The organism is Bacillus sp. G402, from assembly GCF_051172515.1.
Taxonomy (GTDB): Bacteria; Bacillota; Bacilli; order Bacillales; family Bacillaceae; genus Bacillus; species Bacillus altitudinis.
The window spans coordinates 879,366-901,117 of sequence record NZ_JBPIZC010000001.1 but is presented as its reverse complement, the minus strand read 5'-3'; the positions used below and the strand labels follow the sequence as shown (position 1 = coordinate 901,117).

General features: G+C 41.9%; 16 protein-coding genes. All 16 read left to right on the top strand.

What is annotated here, in order from left to right:
* The first annotated feature begins 10 nt into the window (after positions 1–10).
* The 16 genes from ACSBQP_RS04735 to rimP all read left to right on the top strand — a co-directional run bounded on the left by ACSBQP_RS04735 (position 11) and on the right by rimP (position 21,747).
* A complete protein-coding gene (locus tag ACSBQP_RS04735) occupies positions 11–550 on the top strand; it encodes a hypothetical protein (RefSeq protein ID WP_048001563.1) in 540 nt (179 codons plus the stop codon).
* Between the two features lie 155 nt (positions 551–705).
* Positions 706–1,440 (top strand): 30S ribosomal protein S2, encoded by a 735-nt coding sequence (gene rpsB, locus ACSBQP_RS04730; RefSeq protein WP_025207335.1) that lies wholly within the window; start codon positions 706–708, stop codon positions 1,438–1,440.
* 91 nt (positions 1,441–1,531) lie between these two features.
* Positions 1,532–2,413, top strand: coding sequence for a translation elongation factor Ts (tsf, locus tag ACSBQP_RS04725; RefSeq protein WP_007499558.1), 882 nt, complete (start codon positions 1,532–1,534; stop codon positions 2,411–2,413).
* A 134-nt stretch (positions 2,414–2,547) separates the two neighbouring features.
* Positions 2,548–3,270, top strand: coding sequence for a UMP kinase (gene pyrH, locus ACSBQP_RS04720; protein ID WP_003210919.1), 723 nt, complete (start codon positions 2,548–2,550; stop codon positions 3,268–3,270).
* Between the two features lies 1 nt (position 3,271).
* Positions 3,272–3,829 carry a ribosome recycling factor gene (frr, locus tag ACSBQP_RS04715; protein ID WP_008344764.1) on the top strand — a complete coding sequence of 186 codons (558 nt, stop codon included), beginning with the start codon at positions 3,272–3,274 and terminating at the stop codon, positions 3,827–3,829.
* A 129-nt stretch (positions 3,830–3,958) separates the two neighbouring features.
* Positions 3,959–4,741, top strand: a complete 783-nt coding sequence (locus tag ACSBQP_RS04710) for an isoprenyl transferase (protein ID WP_007499552.1) — start codon at positions 3,959–3,961, stop codon at positions 4,739–4,741.
* Positions 4,742–4,753: 12 nt separating this feature from the next.
* Positions 4,754–5,548 (top strand): phosphatidate cytidylyltransferase, encoded by a 795-nt coding sequence (locus ACSBQP_RS04705; RefSeq protein WP_007499550.1) that lies wholly within the window; start codon positions 4,754–4,756, stop codon positions 5,546–5,548.
* A 39-nt stretch (positions 5,549–5,587) separates the two neighbouring features.
* Positions 5,588–6,739, top strand: coding sequence for a 1-deoxy-D-xylulose-5-phosphate reductoisomerase (gene dxr / locus ACSBQP_RS04700; RefSeq protein WP_435028228.1), 1,152 nt, complete (start codon positions 5,588–5,590; stop codon positions 6,737–6,739).
* A gap of 6 nt (positions 6,740–6,745) precedes the next feature.
* Positions 6,746–8,011, top strand: coding sequence for an RIP metalloprotease RseP (rseP, locus tag ACSBQP_RS04695; protein ID WP_435028227.1), 1,266 nt, complete (start codon positions 6,746–6,748; stop codon positions 8,009–8,011).
* A gap of 80 nt (positions 8,012–8,091) precedes the next feature.
* Complete coding sequence (locus tag ACSBQP_RS04690; RefSeq protein WP_056704729.1) at positions 8,092–9,789, top strand: proline--tRNA ligase; 1,698 nt, start codon at positions 8,092–8,094, stop codon at positions 9,787–9,789.
* Positions 9,790–9,864: 75 nt separating this feature from the next.
* Positions 9,865–14,178 (top strand): PolC-type DNA polymerase III, encoded by a 4,314-nt coding sequence (locus ACSBQP_RS04685; RefSeq protein WP_191218849.1) that lies wholly within the window; start codon positions 9,865–9,867, stop codon positions 14,176–14,178.
* A gap of 420 nt (positions 14,179–14,598) precedes the next feature.
* Complete coding sequence (locus tag ACSBQP_RS04680) at positions 14,599–16,449, top strand: glycoside hydrolase family 9 protein (RefSeq protein ID WP_048001562.1); 1,851 nt, start codon at positions 14,599–14,601, stop codon at positions 16,447–16,449.
* Between the two features lie 17 nt (positions 16,450–16,466).
* Complete coding sequence (locus ACSBQP_RS04675) at positions 16,467–18,575, top strand: glycoside hydrolase family 48 protein (RefSeq protein ID WP_052320339.1); 2,109 nt, start codon at positions 16,467–16,469, stop codon at positions 18,573–18,575.
* Positions 18,576–18,654: 79 nt separating this feature from the next.
* Positions 18,655–19,881, top strand: a complete 1,227-nt coding sequence (locus ACSBQP_RS04670; protein ID WP_435028226.1) for an endo-1,4-beta-xylanase — start codon at positions 18,655–18,657, stop codon at positions 19,879–19,881.
* Between the two features lie 20 nt (positions 19,882–19,901).
* On the top strand, positions 19,902–21,032 hold the full coding sequence (locus ACSBQP_RS04665; protein WP_048002819.1) for a glycoside hydrolase 5 family protein: 1,131 nt from the start codon (positions 19,902–19,904) through the stop codon (positions 21,030–21,032).
* Between the two features lie 241 nt (positions 21,033–21,273).
* Positions 21,274–21,747, top strand: a complete 474-nt coding sequence (gene rimP, locus ACSBQP_RS04660; protein WP_008344744.1) for a ribosome maturation factor RimP — start codon at positions 21,274–21,276, stop codon at positions 21,745–21,747.
* The last annotated feature ends 5 nt before the right edge of the window (positions 21,748–21,752 follow it).

Here is a 21,752-nt window from a genome sequence, read left to right as displayed (position 1 = left end):
GTGAAAAAATATGCTATGGCTGATTAGCTTTATGCTCCATGCTGCACTTATTTATTTTGTGATCATTTTATACACGAGAATGAATTCGCTGAAGGCAACAGAACAAAAGCAGCGAGAGCTTTTAGAAGAAACGGAAAATACCCTGGCTGCATTTTTGATGGAAGTCAAAGAAGAGAATGAAAAACTATCAAAAGCTGCAGCCACTTCCCCTGATTTTTCTGCTGAAGAGCTGAAATCGGATCTTCAGACACCAAAGCAGCCACAACCACCAATTGAATCCCTGCAATCGGTAGAAAGTGAAGATCCAGTTCCAGAGCACCTGTCGGCTCTCCTTAGCGAAGTTGAGGTGCAGGAAGAGAAGGTAAACGAACCCGTTTCAAGTCTCGAAACAGAAGCTTCTGCGCCTTCTGAAAGTGAAATAGAAGAAACATTTGAGGATCAAGTAAAGGCCTTATATGATCAAGGGCTATCATTAGAAGAAATAGCGAAAGAATTAAAAACGGGCAAGACAGAAATCGAGCTTTTATTAAAATTTAGCGGAAAGCTGTAAAGGATTCTTGATTGTCAGTCCATCATGTGTTATATTATTTCTTGGTGTTAAATACACACGCTTAATGATTCGTATGAAGGTGCTGCCGTGGCGCAGTTTTATGTGAACATGACTTAAGCGGAGGAAAAAAAACCATTATATTAGGAGGCAACAACATGTCAGTTATTTCTATGAAACAATTGCTAGAAGCTGGTGTTCACTTCGGTCACCAAACACGCCGTTGGAACCCAAAAATGAAGCGTTACATCTTTACAGAGCGTAACGGTATCTACATCATCGATCTTCAAAAAACGGTGAAAAAAGTAGAGGAAGCTTACAACTTCACGAAAAACCTTGCTGCTGACGGAGGAAAAATCCTTTTCGTTGGTACGAAAAAGCAAGCACAAGATTCAGTGAAAGAAGAAGCAATCCGTTCTGGTATGTACTATGTAAACCAACGCTGGCTTGGTGGAACGTTAACAAACTTTGAAACAATCCAAAAACGTATCAAACGTTTAAAAGATATCGAAAAAATGCAAGAAAACGGTACGTTCGAAGTTCTTCCTAAGAAAGAAGTCGTTCAACTGAAAAAAGAATTAGAACGTCTTGAAAAATTCCTAGGCGGAATCAAAGACATGAAGGGTCTTCCAGATGCACTTTTCATTATCGACCCTCGTAAAGAGCGTATTGCAGTTGCAGAAGCTCGTAAATTGAATATCCCAATTATCGGTATCGTTGACACAAACTGTGATCCAGACGAAATTGATGTTGTGATCCCTGCAAACGATGATGCAATCCGTGCTGTAAAACTTCTAACTGCTAAAATGGCAGATGCGATTCTTGAGTCTAAACAAGGCGAAGAAGAAGCTGTTGTAGAAGAAACGACAGAAACTGAAACAACAACTGCGTAACCTATTCAAAAGGTGATAAGAGGGAACTGCCTTTTATCACCTTTTTTTCACCTAGTAATCCGTGTTTTAACATAGAAGGAGGAAATGTAAAATGGCAATTACTGCTCAATTAGTAAAAGAACTGCGTCAAAAAACTGGTGCAGGTATGATGGACTGTAAAAAAGCGTTAACAGAAACTGATGGTGACATCGACAAAGCAATCGATCTTCTAAGAGAAAAAGGGATCGCAAAAGCTGCGAAAAAAGCAGACCGTATTGCGGCAGAAGGATTAACTCTTATTAAAACTGACGGCAACACTGGTGTTATCCTAGAAGTGAACTCTGAGACTGATTTCGTTGCGAAAAACGAAGGATTCCAAAATCTTCTTAACGAACTTGCTGATCATTTACTTGCTGCGAAACCTGCAACAATTGAAGAAGCACATGCTTCTAAAATGGAAAATGGTTCAACAGTTGAAGAACATATTACTTCTGCAATTGCGAAAATCGGAGAAAAAATTACGCTGCGCCGTTTCTCAGTCATCACAAAAGAAGATAACGCTGCATTCGGTTCTTACTTACACATGGGCGGACGCATCGGTGTATTAGCGGTTCTTAACGGAACAACTGATGAAGAGCTTGCGAGAGACATCGCAATGCACGTTGCTGCTGTAAACCCTAAATACATTTCTCGTGACCAAGTGTCTGAAGAAGAAGCAAACCGTGAGCGTGAAGTATTAACACAACAAGCGCTTCAAGAAGGAAAGCCTGAAAATATCGTTGCTAAAATGGTAGAAGGCCGTCTAAACAAATTCTTCGAAGAAATTTGCTTACTTGACCAAGCATTCGTTAAAAACCCAGATGAAAAAGTGAAACAAGTTGTAGGTGCGAAAAATGCAACTGTTCAAACTTATGTTCGCTATGAAGTGGGCGAAGGTATCGAAAAGCGTCAAGACAACTTTGCTGAAGAAGTTATGAGCCAAGTGAAAAAATAATGTTTGAAAAGCTCTCTGGGGCTTTTTTAGGGAGCACAAGCACTGTGTTCCCTATTTTTTAGAGGATATTGATTTACAAAAGGCGGTTTCTTACGCATAATAAGAGACGGTATAGTTTACACTTGGAGGTTATCATGAGCAAACCGAAATATAATCGCATTGTACTGAAGCTAAGTGGAGAAGCACTAGCTGGTGATGCTGGAAATGGAATTAACCCAACTGTCATTCATTCAATTGCAAAGCAAGTAAAAGAAATTGCAGAGCTTGATGTTGAAGTTGCAGTCGTTGTAGGCGGAGGAAACCTTTGGCGTGGTAAGACAGGCAGTGACTTAGGAATGGACCGGGCAACAGCAGACTATATGGGAATGCTTGCAACAGTGATGAATTCATTGGCATTACAAGACAGCCTAGAAACGCTTGGCATTCAGTCTAGAGTACAAACCTCTATCGAAATGAGACAGGTTGCAGAGCCATACATAAGAAGAAAAGCGATCCGTCACCTTGAGAAGAAACGTGTCGTGATTTTTGCTGCAGGTACTGGTAACCCTTATTTCTCTACTGATACAACAGCAGCACTTCGTGCAGCTGAAATTGAAGCAGATGTCATTTTAATGGCGAAAAACAATGTAGACGGTGTCTACAGTGCTGATCCTCGTACAGATGCGGATGCAGTAAAATATGATAAGCTTTCATATCTTGATGTACTAAAAGAAGGGCTTGCTGTAATGGATTCTACTGCGTCCTCATTATGTATGGACAATGACATTCCATTAATCGTCTTCTCTATTATGGAAGAAGGAAATATTAAACGTGCCGTCAATGGCGAATCAATCGGAACGATTGTGAGGGGGAAATAACGTGTCAAAAGAAGTGTTGAACCAAACAAAAGAAAAAATGGAAAAAGCCGTTCAAGCATACGGACGTGAACTAGCAACTGTCCGTGCGGGCAGAGCTAATGCTTCCCTTTTAGACAAAGTAACAGTGGATTATTATGGTGCGCAAACACCACTAAACCAAATTGCGTCAATTACAGTGCCAGAAGCACGTATGCTGATTATCACACCTTACGATAAAACAGCGATCGGTGATATCGAAAAGGCGATCCAAAAGTCTGATCTTGGTATCACACCAACAAGTGACGGAAACGTGATCCGTATTGCGATCCCAGCACTAACAGAAGAAAGACGTAAAGAACTTGTAAAAGTTGTGAGAAAATACTCAGAAGAAGCAAAAGTAGCTGTTCGTAACGTTCGTCGTGATGCAAACGATGAATTGAAAAAACTAGAGAAAAATGGGGAGATCACTGAAGATGAATTAAGATCATCTACAGAGGATGTTCAAAAATTGACAGATGAATATGTCGCTAAAATTGATGAAGTGACAAAAGATAAAGAAAAAGAAATCATGGAAGTTTAAGAAAAAACTATGTACAATAGATAATAGTGAAAAGACCCTCTTCATGTTTACAGGGGGTTTTTTTGTTAATACTGTTGAGGACTATATTATTAGCGGGAACGCAACCTTTTTGGGTGATGGAGGAATCTCATGCTCAATATACTCAAAAATTGGAAGAATCAGCAAACAGCAGCTTCCAACTTAGAAAGCCTGACAAAAGAAGACATATTAAATGGAGAAATTCCTGAACATATCGCCATTATCATGGATGGGAATGGAAGATGGGCGAAGAAACGTGCGCTTCCACGGGTAGCAGGACATCATGAAGGAATGAAAGTTGTCAAGCGCATGACCAAGCTTGCAAATGAGCTGAATGTCAAAGTGCTGACTTTGTATGCTTTCTCTACAGAAAATTGGAAACGTCCAAAACTAGAAGTAGACTTTTTAATGAAGCTTCCTGAAGAGTTTCTAAACATCTATCTGCCTGAACTCATCGAGGAAAATGTCCGTGTACGTTTAACAGGTGATCCAGACGGCCTCCCGCAGCATACGAAAAAAGCGGTAGAGAACGCAGTGAAGAGTACGGCGAATAATGACGGACTCATTTTAAATTTTGCGCTCAATTATGGAGGACGGACAGAAATTATTTCTGCATGCAGACAAATTTCTGAAAAAGTCAAAGAAGGCAAGCTTCGAGCAGAAGACATCACAGAAGAGATGTTTTCAGCTTATTTAATGACAGAATCTCTTCAAGATCCGGATTTGCTTATTCGTACGAGTGGAGAAATTAGATTAAGCAACTTTATGCTTTGGCAAATTGCATACAGCGAGTTTGTCTTTACGGATGTGCTTTGGCCTGACTTTTCTGATGAGCATCTCATAGGCGCTATCGGAGAGTACCAGCGCCGCGGCCGGAGGTTCGGTGGAATTTAGAGGGTGGTGCAGATGAAACAAAGAATTTTGACGGGTGTTCTGGCAGCTGCAGTGTTTTTACTTGCAGTGATTTATGGACAAATGCCATTTACCCTGCTGATTTATTTAATGGGAAGTGTCGCTCTCTTTGAGCTTCTTAGAATGAAAAAGATTTCGATTTTCAGCTTTCCTGGCATTGTCAGCTTAATATTGCTTTGGCTTTTAATGGGCGGAGAAAATAGCTTCTTCCCGAACGTAGACGCATCAAAAATGCAGATTGCTTTATTTGCAGTCTTAATCCTTTTAACTTATACAGTTCTGAGTAAAAACTCTTTCACATTCGATGAGGTTGCTTTTGTTATATTAGCCACATTATATATTGGCGTTAGTTTCTATTATTTTATTCAAATTAGAGGCTTGTATGGCATGAGTGCGATCTTCTTCGCAGCGGTGATTATTTGGTCCACTGACTCAGGTGCCTATTTTATTGGGAAATCTATGGGGAAACGAAAGCTTTGGCCAGAGATCAGCCCAAACAAAACAGTAGAAGGATTTATCGGCGGAATCGTCACAGCGGTCGTGCTGTCACTTGTGTTCCAGGCGGTTACAGGATTTTTGCCATCATATCTGCTTGTTATGTTTATTACTCTTTTGCTCAGTATTTTTGGACAGCTTGGCGACCTTGTGGAATCTGCTTTAAAGCGTCATTACCATGTGAAGGATTCAGGGACAATACTCCCAGGTCATGGCGGAATTTTGGACAGGTTTGACAGCTTTTTATTCGTTCTGCCGTTTTTATATTTATTGCTGGCCACGTTTGCTAGCTAACCTCATAGAAACTAATTGAACGAGAGAAGGAGTGGCAATTTGAAATATATTTCGCTATTAGGCGCAACAGGATCAATTGGAGAACAAACATTAGATGTGATCAGGCAGCATCCAGACAAATTCAAGTTGAAAGCGATGACGTTTGGCAGAAATATAGACAAGGCCATCCCTATCATTGAACAATTTCAGCCTGAATTTGTTGGATGTGTAGACGAAGCGACCTATCGCACGTTAAAAGGTCATTCATTTCAATACGATGTCAAAATGGCTGCGGGTGATGAAGCGAACATCGAAGCAGCGACCTATGATGCAGTGGATGTTGTGGTCAATGCACTGGTAGGAAGTGTCGGACTTGTGCCGACATTAAAAGCCATTGAACAAAAAAAGACGATCGCACTTGCAAATAAGGAAACACTTGTGACAGCTGGTCATATAGTAAAAGAGTACGCCAAAAAGTATGACGTGCCTTTACTTCCTGTCGATAGTGAACACTCCGCTATTTTTCAATCCCTGCAAGGTGAACAAGCTAAAAACATTGAACGCTTAATCGTCACAGCTTCAGGCGGCAGTTTCCGAGATAAAAAACGCACGGAGCTTGAAGGTGTCACGGTTGAAGAAGCGCTGAATCATCCAAACTGGTCCATGGGCGCAAAAATCACGATTGATTCAGCGACCATGATGAATAAGGGGCTTGAGGTGATTGAGGCGCATTGGCTGTTTGATACCCCATACGATCAAATTGATGTGCTGTTACATAAAGAGAGCATCATCCATTCCATGGTGGAATTCCATGACAAAAGTGTCATGGCTCAGTTAGGTACACCTGACATGAGGGTTCCGATTCAATACGCGCTCACTTACCCTGATAGAGCGCCATTAAAAGAAGCGAAATCATTAAACCTTTGGGAGATTGGACAATTAAATTTCCAAAAAGCGGATTTTGACAGGTATCGCTGCTTACATTTTGCTTATGAATCAGGTAAAATAGGAGGGACAATGCCTACTGTGCTTAATGCAGCTAATGAAATAGCTGTTGATGCATTTTTAAAAGGCAAAGTAACGTTCCTGCAAATTGAAGAATTGATTGAAAAGGCACTGAACAGACATCATGTGATTTCAACGCCTAGTTTGCAAGATATCCATGAAGTGGACAAAGATACACGAGACTTTGTTCAATCAATCCTCGCATAAGGTGGTATGTTCGTGAATACAGTGATTGCGTTTATTATTATTTTTGGAACGCTCGTTTTTTTCCACGAGCTTGGCCATTTAATTATGGCGCAGCGCGCAGGCATTTTATGCCGCGAGTTCGCAATTGGTTTTGGACCGAAGATTTTCTCCTTTAAACGAAAAGAAACCGTCTATACCATCAGACTTCTGCCAATCGGCGGATTTGTTAAAATGGCTGGAGAAGACCCTGAAGTCATTGAAATTAAACCAGGTCATACAGTGGGGCTCTTATTCAATGAGCAAAATGAAGTAGAAAAAATCATTTTAAATGATAAAGAGAAATATCCTGATGCACTTGTCATTGAAGTTGAACAAATTGATTTAGATCATGCGATGAGAATTTCAGGATATGAGGCTGGAAATGAAGACATTCTCACTGGCTACAATGTAAGCCAAACAAGCTTCTATATTGCAGATGGTGAAGAAATTCAAATTGCGCCATACAACCGTCAGTTTGGTTCAAAAACAGTATGGCAGCGTATTAAAGCCATTGCAGCTGGACCGATTATGAACTTTATCCTGGCATATTTGATTCTAGTGGCTCTAGGATTTATTCAAGGTGTAACTGTGGATGATCCTGTACTTGGTAAGCTGACAAAAGACGGCCGGGCAGCGCAAGCTGGGCTTATGCAGGGAGATCATATCGTTTCAATTAACGGGGATAAAATGAATTCTTGGACAGATGTTGTTCAAACGGTTCAAAAGAACCCAGATAAAAAAATGAATGTCGTCATTGATCGAGATGGCAAAGAAAGCACCATTCAAGTTGTACCGGAAGCTGTGAAGGCAGAAGGAAAAACCATTGGCCGTTTTGGCTCTTATCCGCCAACGGAAAATGGCTTTCTCAAAGTCATTTCATCCTCAGGCACTACAGTGATATCTACAGCAGGTCTCATCTTAACGAACTTGCAAAAGATTGTCACAGGACAATTTTCATTAGATATGCTTGCAGGTCCTGTTGGAATATATGACATGACAGGAGAAGTAGCGAAACAAGGTGTGTTAACATTAATGCAGTTTGCTGCGTTTCTTAGTATCAACTTAGGGATCGTGAATTTATTACCGATTCCTGCATTAGACGGAGGAAGATTACTTTTCCTATTCGTTGAAGCCATTCGCGGCAAACCAATTAATCGTGAGAAAGAGGCACTTGTTGTCTTCATTGGTGTTGCGTTCCTCATGCTATTAATGCTAGTAGTGACATGGAATGACATCCAGCGATTATTTTTATAAAAACCATTGTCTCTTGTTTCTCATTATGGGAAACAAGAGTTTTTGTGAGAAGTCCTATTTCTTAAATGAGGTGTAACGACATGAGACAATCCCTGACTTTCATTCCAACTCTTCGAGAGGTGCCGGCAGATGCTGAGGCAAAAAGTCATCAGCTATTAGTAAGAGCTGGATTTATTAGACAAAACACGAGCGGTATCTATCATTATTTGCCGCTAGCACATAAAGTGATTCAGCACATTCAAGCCATTGTTCGCAAGGAAATGGAAAAGGCGGGAGCAGCTGAGCTGTTAATGCCAGTGCTGCAGCAAGCAGAAATGTGGCAAGAGTCAGGAAGATGGTATACATACGGTCCAGAACTCATGCGTATGAAAGATCGCCACGGCCGCGAGTTTGCACTTGGCCCAACACACGAAGAAGTGATCACATCACTCGTACGCAGTGAAGTCAAATCGTATAAAAAGCTTCCTTTGACACTGTATCAAATCCAATCTAAATTCCGTGATGAACAAAGACCTCGCTTTGGGTTATTGCGCGGACGTGAATTTATTATGAAGGACGCCTATTCATTCCACTCTTCACCAGAGAGCCTTGATGACACATACAACAAGATGTTTACAGCTTACTCGAATGTCTTTTCAAAAGTAGGTCTTAACTTTAGACCCGTCATTGCCGATTCTGGGGCAATGGGAGGAAAAGATACACATGAGTTTATGGCACTTTCAGAAGTAGGAGAAGATACAATCGCATACTCTGACACATCTTCCTACGCTGCGAACATTGAAATGGCTGAGGCTGTGTATCACGGAGAAGAAGCAAACCCTGCGGACTTCAAAGAACTCAAGAAAGTACACACGCCGCAGGTGAAGACAATACAAGATGTTGCGTCATTCTTAGAAGTGGCTCCTTCTACATGTATCAAATCTGTCTTGTTTAAAGCGGACGATGCGTATGTACTTGTCCTGACAAGAGGCGATCATGAAGTAAATGATGTGAAAGTGAAAAACTTAGTTGGAGCACAGCTTGTAGAGCTTGCTTCACGTGAGGAAGTACTAGACGTGATTGGAACAGAACCAGGATTTGTTGGACCAGTGAAGCTTGAAGCGGAAGTAACGATTTATGCAGACCACGCTGTAAAAGGAATGACAAATGCAGTTGCAGGTGCAAATGAATCGGATTATCACTATGTCAATGTTAATCCTGCTCGTGATCTGTCAGTGAAGGAATATACAGATCTTCGCTTGATTCAAGAAGGGGACGTTTCTCCAGATGGAGAAGGCATTATCCAGTTCGCAAAAGGAATTGAAGTAGGACAAGTCTTTAAGCTAGGCACGCGTTATTCAGAGGCAATGGATGCAACATACCTCGATGAAAATGGACGTGCGCAGCCAATGATCATGGGCTGCTATGGCATCGGAATTTCTAGAACCCTTTCTGCGATTGTTGAACAACATCATGATGACAAGGGGATTATTTGGCCAGAAACAGTTGCGCCATATGATCTTCATCTACTTGCCTTAAATATGAAAAACGATGCACAAAAGGAACTGGCTGAAACGCTGTATGAGCGTTTACAGGAAGAGGGCTATGAAGTCCTTTTCGATGACCGCCAAGAGCGTGCAGGCGTCAAATTTGCCGACAGTGACTTAATTGGACTGCCAATTCGCATTAGCTGCGGGAAACGTTCAGAAGAAGGTATTGTCGAAGTGAAATTCAGAAAATCAGGTGAATCACACGAAGTATCTGTTGATGAACTGATTTCATTTATACGCCAAGCATAAAAAACGAACAAAAAAATGAAGGTACCTCCTGCAAAAAAGAGGTACCTTTCTGATTTGCAAAAGGAGGGTCCTGTCTTGGATGAACAATTACCGATTACCCGGCGGCAATTTCATATATTACTCAATCAGATTCAAATGACAGATGATGACCTCAGCCGTTACTTTGAAGAAGGCGAGATCGTCAAATTGACGGTGCATAAGGCGGCAAAAACGTGGCATTTCCATTTTAAATTTAAGGCGCTTTTGCCTTACCAAGTATATGCAATGTTTTTAAGCAGGCTGACAAATGCATTTTCTCATATCGCACAAGTCACTTGTACAATTGAAGTCAATGATCCGCACATATCTGAAGAGCTCGTTCAATCGTATTGGTCCCATTGTGTGGAGGAGCTTCAAGGGATTTCTCCCCCAATCATCAGCTTGCTTCAACAGCAAAAACCAGCGCTGTCTGGACATAAGATCATCATCAAAACAAAAAGCGAAACTGAGGCTCTGGCCATCAAGAAGAAATATAGCCCAATGCTTCAGGCTGCATTTAAACAAGTCGGTTTTCCAGAACTTCAATTTGATACAGAAATTTTTGTATCAGATCAAGAGATTCAGAAGTTCAGAGAACAAAAACTTGCTGAAGATCAAGAAAGAGCCATGCAAGCCCTTGTTGAGATGGAGAAGAAGGAAAGTGAGGATCAAGAGGAAGCCCCTTCTGGCCCTCTGATGATTGGCTATCAAATCAAAGACAATGAAGAAATACGTACGCTTGATAGTATTATGGACGAAGAAAGACGAATCACCGTCCAAGGATACGTGTTTGATGCAGAAACGCGCGAACTAAAAAGCGGCAGAACCCTTTGTATCTTTAAAATTACCGATTATACGAATAGTATTTTGATCAAAATGTTTGCGAGAGAAAAAGAAGATGCTCAGCTCATGAAATCCTTGAAAAAAGGGATGTGGGTCAAAGCAAGAGGAAGCATTCAAAACGATACGTTTGTGAGAGATCTTGTCATGATCGCAAATGACGTCAATGAAATGAAACCTCAGCTGAAAGAAGATACTGCACCTGAGGGAGAAAAGCGTGTTGAGCTTCATTTGCATTCGCCAATGAGCCAGATGGATGCTGTCACTGGCATCGGTAAACTTGTTGAACAAGCAAAAAAATGGGGGCATGAGGCCATTGCCCTGACAGATCACGCCGTTGTACAATCCTTTCCAGATGCGTATGCAGCAAGTAAAAAGCATGGCATCAAAATGATGTACGGGGTGGAAATCAATTTAGTCGATGACGGGGTACCGATTGCGTATAATCCAGAGCACCGCTTGTTAGAAGATGCGACGTTTGTCGTATTTGATGTTGAGACAACAGGACTCTCTGCTGTGTATGATACGATCATTGAGCTTGCAGCCGTGAAAATCAAAGACGGGGAAATCATTGACCGCTTTGAGGCATTTGCAAACCCTCATCATCCGTTATCAGCGACAACCATTGAACTAACCGGTATCACGGATGACATGGTGAGAGATGCACCAGATGTGGTCGATGTTGTTCGGGATTTCAAAGAGTGGATTGGACAAGATATCCTTGTTGCTCACAATGCGAGCTTTGATATGGGCTTTTTAAATGCAGCATATAAGCGACTGTTAAAAACAGATAAAGCGTCAAACCCTGTCATTGATACACTAGAACTTGGCCGATTCCTTTATCCAGAATTTAAAAATCACCGGCTGAACACGCTGTGTAAAAAGTTCGATATTGAACTCACGCAGCATCACCGGGCGATTTATGATGCAGAAGCAACTGGTTACCTCATGCTGAAGATGCTTAAAGATGCGGCTGAAAAAGAGATTGCTTACCACGATCAATTAAATGAAAACATGGGGCAGTCCAATGCGTATCAGCGCTCACGTCCTTACCATGCAACCGTGATTGCACAAAATGAGACGGGTCTAAAGAATTTATTTAAGCTTGTTTCACTTTCCCATATTCATTATTTCTACCGCGTGCCGCGTATCCCGCGCTCACAGCTTGAGAAATATCGAGAAGGATTAATTGTTGGGTCTGCTTGTGATAAGGGTGAAGTGTTTGAAGGGATGATGCAGAAGTCACCTGATGAGGTAGAAGACATTGCCGCATTTTACGACTATTTAGAAGTTCATCCGCCAGAAGTGTATCAGCATTTACTCCAGCTGGAGCTTGTTCGGGATGAACGTGCATTAAAAGAGATCATCACAAACATTGTAAAACTTGGTGAAAAACTGAATAAACCAGTCGTGGCGACTGGAAATGTGCACTACCTGCATCCAGAAGACAAAATTTATCGCAAAATCTTAATTTCATCACAAGGCGGGGCGAATCCACTCAATCGTCATGAACTGCCAAAAGTTCACTTTAGAACAACTGATGAAATGCTAGAAGCCTTCTCTTTTCTTGGAGACGAGAAGGCGAAAGAGATTGTCGTGACGAATACGCAAAAAGTATCTGAGATGGTTGAAAGTATTAAACCAATCAAAGACGATCTTTATACACCAAAAATCGAAGGTGCAGATGAAGAAATTCGGGAAATGAGCTATAACATGGCTCGCAGCATCTACGGTGACGATTTACCGAAAATTGTAGAAGACCGGATCGAGAAAGAATTAAAGAGTATTATTGGTCACGGTTTCGCTGTTATTTATTTAATTTCTCATAAGCTTGTTAAGAAATCACTTGATGATGGATATCTAGTTGGTTCAAGGGGATCAGTTGGTTCATCTCTCGTTGCGACATTAACAGAGATTACAGAAGTGAACCCGCTTGCGCCGCACTATGTATGTCCAAGTTGCAAGCACTCTGAGTTCTTTAATGATGGATCGGTTGGCTCAGGATTTGACCTTCCTGATAAAGACTGTCCTGAATGCGGGACGCCTTATAAAAAAGACGGACACGATATTCCGTTTGAAACGTTCTTAGGTTTTAAAGGAGATAAAGTGCCCGATATCGACTTGAACTTCTCAGGAGAATATCAGCCGATTGCCCATAACTATACGAAAGAGCTGTTTGGTGAAGAGTATGTATACCGCGCAGGTACAATCGGTACCGTTGCAGAAAAAACGGCATATGGTTATGTGAAAGGCTACGCAGGAGATCATAACCTTCATATGAGAGGTGCTGAAATTGACCGGCTCGTACAGGGCTGTACGGGGGTCAAACGGACAACGGGTCAACATCCAGGCGGTATTATCGTCGTGCCGGATTATATGGACATTTACGATTTCTCACCAATTCAATATCCAGCAGATGCGACAGGTTCTGATTGGAAAACGACGCATTTTGATTTCCATTCAATCCATGATAACTTGCTGAAACTAGATATTCTTGGACACGATGATCCAACGGTCATTCGGATGCTACAGGACTTGAGCGGAATTGACCCAAAAACGATTCCGACAGATGATCCTGAGGTCATGAAAATCTTCCAAGGAACGGAACCTCTCGGTGTCACAGAAGAACAAATTGGATGTAAAACGGGAACACTTGGGATTCCAGAGTTTGGCACAAGGTTTGTTCGTCAGATGCTTGAAGATACAAAACCGACCACCTTCTCGGAGCTTGTTCAAATCTCTGGTCTATCTCACGGTACAGATGTATGGCTCGGCAACGCCCAAGAGCTGATTCATAATAAAACGTGTGAACTAAGCGAAGTGATTGGATGTCGTGATGATATTATGGTCTATCTGATTTATCAAGGGTTAGAGCCGTCACTTGCCTTTAAAATTATGGAATCTGTTCGTAAAGGGAAGGGACTTCCTCCTGAATGGGAAGAGGAGATGAAGAATAATAACGTACCGAACTGGTACATTGATTCTTGTAAAAAGATTAAATACATGTTCCCTAAAGCCCATGCGGCTGCTTATGTATTAATGGCTGTTCGGATTGCTTATTTCAAGGTGCACCATGCACTTCTGTACTATGCGGCTTATTTTACCGTTCGTGCTGATGATTTTGATATCGAAACGATGACAAAAGGATCGAATGCGATTCGAGCGGTCATGGACGATATTAACTCAAAAGGTCTTGATGCATCACCGAAAGAGAAGAACCTATTAACTGTACTAGAGCTTGCACTTGAAATGTGTGAAAGAGGCTATCACTTTAAAAAAGTAGACCTATACCGATCAAGTGCCACTGAGTTTATCATTGATGGAGACGGGCTAATCCCGCCATTCAACTCCATCCCTGGACTCGGAACAAACGTTGCGTTAAATATTGTACGCGCACGCCAAGATGGCGAATTCCTTTCAAAAGAAGATTTACAAAAACGAGGAAAAGTGTCTAAGACCATCCTTGAGTATTTGGATCGTCAAGGCTGCTTAGAAGCACTTCCTGATCAAAACCAGCTTTCTTTGTTCTAATGTGAAAAATGAAGAGCGCCCTTAAAGGGCGTTCTTTTTAAATATACAATAAAATTATTATGTAAACTAAAATATTTTAACTGGAATTATTTTCTTGTTGGTTCATATATCTTGATTTAACGTCGTGTTTTGAGAGAAGAGATTGTATGTCATTCTTTCTACCCAAATAGAGCAAAAAAGAGAATTTAGCCGTCTGAAATGTTCTCATACGACATATGATCATTTTGGGTACAGTCACATGAAGAATCAGGAGAAAACCCTCGGTGAGCGTCAAGCTGATGGCTGTTTACTATGCACATTTTTGAAACACGCTTGATTCTTTTCAACACTGTACAAAACACGTACGGAATGACAAGGAGGTGGTCATTTTTTGTTCAATGTTTCACGTTTAAGAAACAAGAAGGGGTGAGAGGTAGGTACATGTCAGATTACAACTATGTAGAGGTGCTTCAAAAATCCATTTTGTTTTACGAAGCCCAGCGTTCCGGAAAGCTTCCTGAAAGCAATCGTCTTAATTGGCGAGGGGATTCTGGACTAGAGGATGGGAAAGATGTTGGTCATGATTTAACAGGCGGCTGGTACGATGCTGGTGATCATGTGAAGTTCGGGCTTCCGATGGCTTACTCTGCAGCCGTGCTTGCATGGACAGTCTATGAGTACCGAGAAGCTTACGAAGAGGCAGAGCTGCTTGATGATATGTTAGATCAAATCAAGTGGGCAACCGATTATTTTTTGAAAGCCCATACAGGTCCAAATGAATTTTGGGCACAAGTAGGCGATGGGAATGCGGATCATGGCTGGTGGGGTCCAGCAGAAGTGATGCCGATGAACCGGCCGGCATTTAAAATTGATGAACATTGTCCAGGAACAGAAGTAGCCGCCCAAACCGCAGCCGCTTTAGCAGCAGGTTCAATTATTTTTAAAGAAACAGACGCGCCATATGCAGCAAAACTTCTCACCCATGCAAAGCAGCTTTATGCATTTGCTGACCAATATCGCGGTGAGTATACAGATTGTGTCACCAATGCGCAGCCATTTTATAACTCCTGGAGCGGCTATATTGATGAGCTCATTTGGGGTGGAATATGGCTGTACTTGGCGACACATGACCAGACCTATTTAAACAAAGCACTAAAAGCAGTAGAAGAATGGCCGAAGGATTGGGACTATACGTTTACGATGTCGTGGGACAATACCTTTTTTGCTTCGCAAATTTTACTTGCGAGAATCACAAAGGAGAAAAGGTTTATCGAATCGACAGAGCGTAACCTCGATTACTGGTCGACGGGTTTTGTTCAAAATGGAAAAGTAGAAAGAATCACTTATACGCCTGGCGGACTAGCGTGGTTAGATCAATGGGGGTCACTTCGTTATACAGCAAATGCTGCATTTTTAGCGTTTGTGTACGCAGATTGGGTCTCTGATCAAGAAAAAAAGAATCGATACCAAACGTTTGCGATCAGGCAAACACACTATATGTTAGGGGATAATCCGCAAAATAGAAGCTATGTCGTTGGGTTTGGCAAAAATCCGCCGATGCATCCACACCATCGAACTGCACATGGCTCATGGTCTAATCAGCTGACAACTCCTTCTTCTCATCGGCACACGCTTTATGGAGCGCTTGTTGGGGGGCCTAATGCGCAGGATCAGTATACCGATGACATCTCTGACTATGTATCAAACGAGGTAGCAACAGACTATAATGCCGCCTTTACTGGAAATGTAGCCAAAATGGTGCAGCTGTTTGGTCAGGGGCAGTCAAAGCTGCCGAATTTTCCGCCTAAAGAAAAAGTGGAAGATGAGTTTTTTGTAGAGGCAGCTGTCATGAGTAACGATACAACATTTACTCAGATCAAAGCCATTCTATACAATCGATCAGGCTGGCCGGCAAGAAGTAGTCAATCACTTTCTTTTAGATATTATGTCAATCTAAGCGAGATATTTGCGAAGGGATTCACTGATAAAGATATTCAAGTGACAGCTGTCTACAATGAAGGCGCTTCCTTATCTCCGTTAACGGTGTATGACGCATCATCCCATATCTATTTTACAGAAATCGATTTTACTGGCATAGCTATTTTTCCAGGAGGCGAATCGCTTCATAAGAAGGAAATACAGTTCCGGTTATCTGCGCCAAATGGTGCGAATATATGGGATGCCTCAAATGATTATTCCTTTCAAGGATTAACATCCAATATGCAGAAAACAGCGAGAATTCCTGTTTTTGATCAAGGTGATTTAGTATTTGGTACGCTTCCGAATAAATAAATATAAAGGGTGAGGACATGACAAATAAAGAACGGTTTTTAACACTTTATCATCAAATGAAAAACGATGCGAATGGATATTTTTCAAAAGAAGGCATTCCGTATCATTCCGTTGAGACACTCATTTGTGAGGCACCTGATTACGGGCATATGACCACTTCAGAAGCTTACAGCTATTGGTTATGGCTTGAAGCATTGTATGGTCACTACACAGGCGATTGGAGCAAACTAGAAGCGGCTTGGGATAATATGGAGAAGTTTATCATTCCAGTAAACGAAGATGGACATGACGAACAGCCGCATATGAGCTCTTACAATCCATCTAGCCCAGCCACATACGCTTCAGAAAAACCATATCCAGATCAATATCCGAGCCAGTTGACGGGTGCTCGTCCTGCTGGTCAAGATCCAATTGATCATGAACTGAGGTCAACTTACGGAACGAATGAAACGTATTTAATGCACTGGCTTCTTGATGTAGACAACTGGTATGAATATGGGAATTTGCTCAACCCATCACATACAGCCGCATATGTAAACACATTCCAGCGGGGTCCGCAAGAATCCGTATGGGAGGCCATCCCTCATCCATCACAAGATGATAAAACGGCCGGAAAGCCCAATGAAGGTTTCATGAGCTTGTTCACAAAAGAAAATCAAGCGCCAGCCGCCCAGTGGCGCTACACAAATGCGACGGACGCTGATGCACGTGCGATACAGGCAATGTATTGGGCAAAGGAACTTGGCTATAACGGGTCAGCCTATCTTGATAAAGCGAAAAAGATGGGGGATTTCCTTCGTTACGGAATGTACGATAAATATTTTCAAACAATTGGAAGCGGCAAGCAAGGTAATCCGTATCCTGGAAATGGAAAAAGTGCATGTCATCACTTAATGGCATGGTATACCTCTTGGGGCGGGGGACTTGGAGAATATGCGAATTGGTCATGGCGTATCGGAGCGAGCCATTGTCATCAAGGGTATCAAAACCCAGTCGCTGCCTACGCTTTATCCTCAGATAAGGGAGGCTTAAAGCCATCGTCACCGACTGGTGCAAGTGATTGGGAAAAGACGTTAAAGAGACAGCTTGAATTTTACGTCTGGCTTCAATCAAAAGAGGGAGCGATTGCAGGAGGTGCTACCAACAGCTGGAATGGAGACTATAGCGCTTATCCAGCAGGAAGAAGCACATTTTATGATATGGCTTATGAAGATGCGCCTGTTTACCATGATCCTCCGTCCAATAACTGGTTTGGAATGCAAGCATGGCCGATTGAGCGTGTAGCAGAGCTTTATTATATCTTTGCAAAAGATGGCGACAAAACATCCGAAAATTTCCAAATGGCCAAATCTGTCATCACAAAATGGGTCAACTATTCACTAGATTATATTTTTATTGGCACTCGTCCTGTGTCGGATCAAGATGGATATTTTTTAGATGGTCAGGGTCAAAGAATTCTAGGGGGGACAAATGTTGCTGTTGCTACGACGAGTGCACCTGGAGAGTTTTGGATTCCTGGGAATATAGAATGGAGCGGCCAGCCTGACACTTGGAGCGGGTTCCAATCTGCAACAGGTAATCCAAATTTAACGGCAGTTACAAAAGATCCTACTCAAGATACTGGTGTACTGGGCAGTCTCATCAAAGCACTCACATTCTTTGCTGCTGCAACACAGAAAGAGACAGGAAACTACACAGCGCTTGGCATAAGAGCAAAAGAGACAGCGGCACAGCTCCTTGAGGTTGCTTGGAATTACAATGATGGTGTAGGGATTGTGACAGAGGAAGACAGAGAAGACTACCACCGTTTCTTTAAAAAAGAAGTGTACTTCCCTAATGGCTGGAACGGAACATTTGGTCAAGGAAATCAGATCCCTGGTTCCAGCACCACTCCTTCTGACCCGCAGCGAGGAGGTAACGGAGTGTATACGAGCTTTGCAGATCTTCGTCCGAAAATCAAGCAAGACCCAGCTTGGTCAGCACTGGAGAGTAAATATCAAGCATCTTTTAATGAAGCAACAGGCAAATGGGAAAACGGAGCGCCAAGTTTCACCTATCACCGTTTCTGGTCGCAAGTTGATATGGCTACGGCTTATGCAGAATACCATCGTCTCATAAACGAATAGAACTTAGTGCAGCTGCCGGCTTCTTTAGTCGGCGGTCTCCTCATAAGATAAATGAAGTGAAAGCAAAGGTGATGTCATTATGGTTAAAAAGAAAGAATTTATGAATCATTCATCGAATGACGGATCACAGGAACAAGAAAATCAAAGCTGGAGAAAAGAAGCAAATGATCGAATCTTACAACATAGACAAAGAGAGCTTGTCATAAACGTCATCGATAAAGAAAAAAAACCCTTAGCCGGAATAGAGGTTGAAATAAAACAAATCAGACATGAATTTGCATTTGGTTCAGCAATGAATGACCAAGTACTATTCAATCAAACGTATGCTGATTTTTTTGTTCAACATTTTAATTGGGCTGTGTTTGAAAATGAGGCAAAATGGTATGCAAATGAGCCTGAACGAGGGAAAATAACCTACGAAAAAGCAGATGCCATGCTGAATTTTGCCAATAGACACCAAATTCCAGTGAGGGGGCACGCCTTATTTTGGGAGGTAGAGGATGCCAATCCAAACTGGCTGAAATCATTAACGAATCATGAAGTATATGAAGCCATGAAAAGGCGGCTTGAGCATGCAGGCAATCATTTCAAAGGGAAATTCCGTCATTGGGATGTAAACAACGAAATGATGCATGGTTCATTTTTTAAAGACCGGTTTGGGAAACAGATTTGGAAATGGATGTATGAAGAAACGAAAAAAATTGACCCTCAAGCCTTGCTGTTTGTCAATGATTATAATGTAATCTCATACGGCGAACATCATGCATATAAAGCACATATCAATGAACTTCGTCAGTTGGGGGCACCAGTTGAGGCTATTGGAGTTCAAGGTCACTTTGCAGATCGAGTGGATCCAGTCGTTGTAAAACAAAGACTAGATGCGCTTGCTGAGCTTGGTCTACCGATATGGGTGACAGAGTATGACTCTGTTCATCCGGATGCCAATAGACGAGCGGATAACTTAGAAGCTTTATATCGGGTAGCCTTTAGTCATCCAGCTGTAAAAGGTGTGCTGATGTGGGGATTTTGGGCGGGTGCTCATTGGAGAGGTGAGCACGCAGCCATCGTGAATCATGATTGGTCGTTAAATGAAGCAGGCAGGCGTTATGAAAAGCTACTACAGGAATGGACGACACAAAGAGTGGAAAAAACAGATGGGAATGGCCAAGTGACATGTCCAGCGTTTCACGGGACGTATGAGGTTCGAATTGGTGAAGTAAGTAAAATGTTGCAGCAGCAGACGATTGAACTTGATTCAACTAAACAAACACCGCTTCAACTAGATATCATCGTACCAGTAGAATAAGAGATTGTGAGGAGAATGGAATGAAAAAATGGGTTCAACGGGTGGCTTGTTTTATGCTGCTGATCACTTTATGGGCGGGTTGGTTCACTCTGACCGTAAAGGCCTCCTCCTATGTGCAAACATCTGGTACACATTTTGTATTGAACAACCACCCATTTTACTTTGCTGGCACAAATAATTATTATTTCCATTACAAATCAAAAAAGATGGTAGATGCTGTTTTTGACGATATGAAGGCAATGGATTTAAAGGTTATTCGTATTTGGGGATTTCACGATGGTACCCCTCAAGAAAACTCAGTCTTACAATCTCGTCCAGGTGTTTATGAAGAATCCGGTTTTCAAAAACTAGACTATGCGATTTATAAAGCAGGGCAGGAAGGAATCAAGCTGGTCATCCCACTCGTGAACAATTGGGATGACTTTGGCGGGATGAATCAATATGTGAAGTGGTTTCAGGCAGGATCACATGATCACTTTTATACAGATCCTCGGATTAAAACAGCTTACAAAAACTATGTGCGCTATGTATTAGAGAGAACCAATACGTACTCAGGTGTTCAATATAAAGATGATCCTGCTATTATGACATGGGAGCTCGCCAATGAGCCGCGCGCTCAGTCAGACCCTTCGGGAGATATACTAGTAAACTGGGCAGATGAAATGAGTGCATGGATCAAATCAATCGACTCGAATCACCTTGTTGCTGTAGGAGACGAAGGGTTCTTTCGCATGACAGGTCATGATGATTGGTTTTACAGTGGAGGAGAAGGTGTTGATTGGGATCGTTTGACTGCTCTCCCTCATATTGATTATGGAACCTATCATTTATACCCAGATCACTGGAATAAGTCTGCTGCATGGGGAGTGAAATGGATCAAAGATCATATCACCCGAGGAAACGCAATCGGAAAACCTGTTGTATTAGAAGAGTTTGGCTATCAAAATCAAGCAGCCCGTCCTGATGTATATGATAGCTGGCTGAAGACAATTGAACAGCTCGGAGGCGCAGGTAGCCAATTTTGGATTTTAACAAGCATTCAAGACGATGATTCCCTCTACCCGGATTATGACGGTTTTCGAGTTTTAAAGGAGAGCCGGGAGGCAGAAATCATTCGTGAACACGCCAAAAGAATGAATGAAAAGAACTGATGAAGAATGCCTGTTTATAAGGAACTTCATTTGCATAAAAAAATTGGATATGGTATAGTTTTTATGGAAATGCTAACGATTACCGAGACAAGAGTGGGGAAACCCGCTCTTTTGTATTGAACAGGCAATTTTTGTCTCGACATTATTCATCCGTTTTCTGCTCCCCCTGCTCACAATAAAGCAGGGTTTTTATGCAGAATGATTGATAAGAGCGTTTATCGAAAGCACAAGGAGGAAGAGAATGAGCAAAAAAGTAGTGGATATCGTAAGCGACATGGTGCAGCCAATTTTAGATGGCTTACAGCTTGAACTCGTTGATGTTGAATTTGTCAAAGAGGGTCAAAACTGGTTCCTTCGCGTATTTATTGACTCTGACAAAGGCGTCGATATCGAGGAGTGTGCCAAAGTGAGCGAAGCCTTGAGCGAAAAGCTTGATGAGGCAGATCCAATTAGCCAAAACTACTTTCTTGAAGTGTCCTCTCCTGGAGCGGAGCGCCCATTAAAGAAAAAAGCTGATTTTGAAAAAGCACTTGGAAAAAATGTTTTCATGAAAACATACGAACCAATTGATGGTGAAAAGGCATTTGAAGGTGAGCTTACAAGCTTTGATGGTGAGATTGCAACAGTGACAGTGAAGATCAAGACAAGAAAGAAAGAGATCAATATTCCATACGAAAAAATTGCTAACGCAAGATTAGCAGTTTCGTTCAATTAACCTTT